Raw genomic sequence first — 4,556 nt, 5'->3', positions numbered from 1 at the left:
TGTATTGGGACACGTTCCACGCGGCCCCCGCCAAATTCGAGGTCAACCCGTCCGTATGGCGGATCGTATTCAGGGTCGCGCCTAATAATAAAACGCTGTATTTCGCGACCTAACAACTTGACATCCGTCGACCATTGGCGGAAAAGGGAGGCATATAGATAACACAAGCCGGGATGTTGCCGCCATGAAATCAATTCGAGGGTTATAAGGATGAAAAAATCCAGCCTTATAACCCTTTTTTGCTTATATTATTCAACTAACTTAATGGCGTTTGATGGCAAAGCCATTGCGGTCATCGATGGTGATACTATCAAGGTAGCCACCCAGGGCCGGACCGTCAACGTCCGGCTGGCCGAGGTGGATGCGCCGGAAAAGGCGCAGCGTTACGGAGCCTTTTCAAAATCGGCCCTCGCTCGGTTGTGTCTGGGGGTGCCGGTCAGCGTGACCGAAAAAGTCACGGACCGATACGGCCGCACGGTGGGCAGGGTGACCTGTCGCAACCTGGATGCCAGCGCGGAACAGGTGCGTGCCGGGATGGCCTGGGCTTATCGGGCCTACCTGACGGATCCGGCCATCGCCCGCCTGGAAGAGCAGGCCCGGGCGTCGCGGACCGGGCTGTGGGCGGACAGTAATCCGGTACCGCCCTGGGAATACCGCCACACCAGCCACCCGCCCAAAGCACGGGCCAAAGTTGAGTGGTGGCAGGGGCTACTGAGGGGTCTTTTAACCAGGTAAGGGGGCACGATGAGAGCGAAACGGTTGGGATGGCTGTCGGCTGCGGGAGTTGGGCTTTTTGTGGGGATGGTTGGAGCGGATCCAGAAAGAGAAGTCTTTTGTGATTTCATCCTTAAAAAGGATGCAATATCCATTGCCGCCAATAGGCAGTTCGGGAATGACGCTTCGACCTCGATCCCGGAGGGGAGTAATTTGCACCTGGAGCAGAACACCGAGGCGATTATCGCCAAGTCATCGCCTTTCCTGGATTCGACGGGGGGTGTATCGATAAAGGCGGAAAAAACACGGACCTTGACCGCGGGAACCTCGCTGACAATCCTGCAACGCCATGTCGGTCAGGATGGGTTTGCGCTCTATCGGGTGAGTCTGCCGGATGGATCAACCGCCTACGTCGAGAGCATCGCCATTATGAAGTGGTACATGGGCCGATCGGAAAAGGGGCTGACTCGAAAATTCGAGCATCTGGAGAGGCGGAAAGCGTGGGTCGAGCCGCAGATTGAAAAGTTAGTTAATGAAGTATTTACAAGCAAAGGACTTGACGAAAAGGCCATCAGAGGTAAGGCGGCGGATAATGATTGGTTGTCGCTCTGCCGGAAAAGAAACAAACAATAAGAAGGCCTGTTGACGCAAAACCCCTGCCTTGCCGAGTCCTTAAAATCTCCTTGACCCGGTAGAGCGGCTCGTGTAAGTTGGGGTCCAAGGGGGGAGCCATCCACCCCTTGTCGCCTCCGGGCGCGGATTGAAACCACGAAGAAAGTAGTACGAGCGCAAGCTCGGTCGCCCCTCCCAAGGGGCGCGGATTGAAATCTTGAAATCGCGACGTGACCGCCAAAGGAAGTACAAAAAAGCCCCCAGCAACGGGGGCTTTTTTTGTTGCGCAACCCCCTCCCAAGAAAATGCACCCTCTCCAATTTTTCTGTTTGACCCCATAACTAGTTATGGGTTAATATCCTTTTCAACAGGGCGGGATGGTCCCGTCCAACAAAATCGCGAGGAGATAGGCGATGAGCAAGTACACGATCAATTACGCATGCGGCCACGGCAGCACGACCAAGGATATCGGCGGCAAAGTCTCCGAGCGGCAAGGGTATGTGGACTGGGCCGAGCGGACCATGGTTTGCCCGGACTGCTACAAAGCCGCCAAAGCCGCCGAGGATGCGACTGCCGACAGGGTGGCCAGACTCTGTCTGGTCCCGGCCTCCGATCCGGTCCTCTCCATCGAGGTGACCGGCCAGATTGAGGCCAACAAGGCGGCCTTGTATGCTGCGGGCTACCGCTGGAGTGACAGCAACGAGGCCGGGATCATGGGTACTCTCTCCCTCAAGAGCCCCAAGAGGGTCCTGGCCAAAGTGGTTAAGCTGGACAGTCTCGATCACGGCAAGACTTGGATGGAGGAGCAGCTCCGGATTCTGCGGGATCTCGGATACAAGATGGAGGACGGCCTCAACTCCATCGACAGGATGTGGCTTGTCAAAATTTTTGAGAAAAAACAAGAGGCTGGCGACGCGAAGGCCAAGGCCAGGGAAGAGCTGGCCGAAATCGAAAAGACCGATCCCAAGCCCGAATTATCCCCACTCCGTAAACGCATCGCCGAATTGGAAAAGTCCACTGGCGCCAAATGGAACGGCAAGATTTATGGCCGTTCCGGTGGATATAACTTCTATGTTAACAACGTCAATTATAAGGCGACGAATGCCGAAGTCGCCGAGCGCGAACAAAATATCAAAGACATCAATGCATGGGATGCCAAATACGCGGCCCTGATCGAGGCTGCGAAGTGACCCCGCAACAGAGGTTGGAGCAAATCTCCGGGCGCTACCCAAGCGCCTGGAGCATGTTTGACCGTATGCGGCAGGACAAAGGCAAAGCCCTGGCCGATTGGCCCGCCTGGTGTTATTTGCCGATGGCAGCCGCTTATGCGGCCGTCTCGGGTGGGCGGGTCGCGGCCATCGAGGCCATGCGGGACGTGGCGGCGCTGTCCGCCATGGCCGCTTGGCGACTGACCAAGGGTGTATACAGGTACGATCCGGAGGTGTATGCGGCACTTGTCGCCACCCCGATGGATCCCACCAAACCCATCCCGGCAGAGGTGCTATACCGTCTGCCGGAGTGGGGTATGTACCTGGAGACACCAGGTCTGGCGTGGACCAGCACCATCCTGAGGGGGTGTTGGATCCATCTGGAGTACGACGCCAACAACGGGCGTCACGAGCTGCGTCTGCTGCTGGACTGTATCGATGACCGGCTTGTCCAGGTGCCAATCCATCTTGGCAGCGGGAGCGTGCTGGAGGCCATCGACCGGATGACGCAGGAGGCGCAACGCATTGCCGCCGGACTGGGGGTGGTTGCGGATTGCAGCCCGCAAACCAATAGTGCAATGGCGCAATCCGCCGCGCCGTTACTCTCGCTGATCCTCTATCTGTGCTCGTCCGAGCCAGAAATAGAGGACCGATTGCACCCCGGCTCCCGCCCAGGTCGTCCGGCCCCGAAACGGACCAGGCAGGGGTATCGGCTGTTTGAGGCCGACAAGATCCGCGTCTGGGACGTCGGCCTACAGACAGGGCGTCTGATCCGGGAGGCCAAGGCGGTCACCCAGAGCCACGACGATACCGCCAGGGCATCGCCGCGCCCCCATATGCGGGTGGCGCATTGGCATGGGGTATGGTCCGGACCGATGTCCGGGCCCCGGAAATTTGCATACAGGTGGTACCCTCCGATCATTGTAGGGGTCTGATAATGGACAATAAGCAAGGCGAGAAACCCGGTAACCCGTGGATGTCCGGATATCGGGCAAGGCTGGAAGCAAAAGGCCTCAGGCAGGTGGCTGTCTACGTGCCGGTGGAAAAAGTTTTAGAGCTGCAGAGCCTTGCCCGCCAATGGCGGGAAGAGGCTGAAAAATCCGAAGAGAAACAACAGACCCCCGCATAATCTGAACCCTTTCCCCTCCTTTTCCCCTCCCTGTCCCATCTATCCTGCTCCGGAGCGTATTTTCTAACTTTTGCCTCCGGAGCAGGACCATGCCCACATCCGATCATTGCGCAGGGGGTTGATATGGTTGCCGACAACCCCAACCTCCCGATATCGCTCCCGCCCGGCCTGTCCGGCTGGAAGCAGACCCTGGCCGTCGTGGCCCCGACCCTGGCCACCGCCCTGGGTGGCCCGCTGGCGGGCATGGCGGCGCGTGTGGCTGTCCAGGCCCTGGGCTGCGAGCCCGGCGAGGAGTCCTTGGCCAAGGCCGTCACCTCCGGGGACCAGGAAGTATTGCTGAAGCTCAAGCAAGCTGACACCACCTTTGCCCAGCGTCTTGAGGAGCTGGGCGTGGATCGGGAGCGCATCGCCGCTTCCGACCGGGCCAGCGCCCGCGAGCGTGAGGCCAAGGTGGGGGGGGTGGCCGCACCGCTTTTTGGCGGCATCGTCCTTGCCGGGTTTTTTGCCGTCGTCGGTTGGGCCTTGTCGGGCCATCTCAACTTGACGGGCGAGACGGGCGCGTTGATCGGCATGGTGATCGGCTACGTCAGCGGCAAGGCTGACCAGGTGGTGTCTTATTACTTTGGCAGCAGCGCCGGGCAGGATCATATGGCGCGCACCAAGCTGCCATCCGGGAGATGACATGGACGACATAACCCACGACATATTGCGCTCCCTTGGTCGTGTCGAGGCCAAGCAGGAGTCCATGCAGGATGACCTCAGGACCATCATGACCCGTCTGAATGAGGTGGATCGGCGATCCACCAAGACCAGTCTGATCGTCTCTGCGGTCATGGCAGGAGGATGGGCGGTCGTACAGCAGCTCATCCCCGGCTTTTTGTCCGGCGGGCCCC

General features: G+C 58.9%; 7 protein-coding genes. All 7 read left to right on the top strand.

Annotated features, from left to right (window positions below):
- Window positions 1-264 precede the first annotated feature (264 nt).
- Window positions 265-735, top strand: coding sequence for a thermonuclease family protein (locus tag HQL56_18460; protein ID MBF0311501.1), 471 nt, complete (start codon window positions 265-267; stop codon window positions 733-735).
- 9 nt (window positions 736-744) lie between these two features.
- Complete coding sequence (locus tag HQL56_18455) at window positions 745-1,347, top strand: hypothetical protein (protein MBF0311500.1); 603 nt, start codon at window positions 745-747, stop codon at window positions 1,345-1,347.
- Window positions 1,348-1,739: 392 nt separating this feature from the next.
- A complete protein-coding gene (locus tag HQL56_18450; protein ID MBF0311499.1) occupies window positions 1,740-2,516 on the top strand; it encodes a hypothetical protein in 777 nt (258 codons plus the stop codon).
- 53 nt (window positions 2,517-2,569) lie between these two features.
- Complete coding sequence (locus HQL56_18445; GenBank protein MBF0311498.1) at window positions 2,570-3,469, top strand: hypothetical protein; 900 nt, start codon at window positions 2,570-2,572, stop codon at window positions 3,467-3,469.
- Window positions 3,470-3,471: 2 nt separating this feature from the next.
- A complete protein-coding gene (locus tag HQL56_18440) occupies window positions 3,472-3,663 on the top strand; it encodes a hypothetical protein (protein ID MBF0311497.1) in 192 nt (63 codons plus the stop codon).
- Between the two features lie 123 nt (window positions 3,664-3,786).
- Complete coding sequence (locus HQL56_18435; GenBank protein MBF0311496.1) at window positions 3,787-4,344, top strand: hypothetical protein; 558 nt, start codon at window positions 3,787-3,789, stop codon at window positions 4,342-4,344.
- A 1-nt stretch (window position 4,345) separates the two neighbouring features.
- Window positions 4,346-4,556: hypothetical protein (locus HQL56_18430; protein MBF0311495.1), on the top strand; the 211-nt coding region annotated here is incomplete at its 3' end.

The organism is Magnetococcales bacterium (assembly GCA_015231925.1).
Taxonomy (GTDB): Bacteria; Pseudomonadota; Magnetococcia; order Magnetococcales; family JADGAQ01; genus JADGAQ01.
The sequence above is the reverse complement of the archived record's forward strand: the minus strand, read 5'-3'. Positions and strand labels throughout refer to the sequence as shown.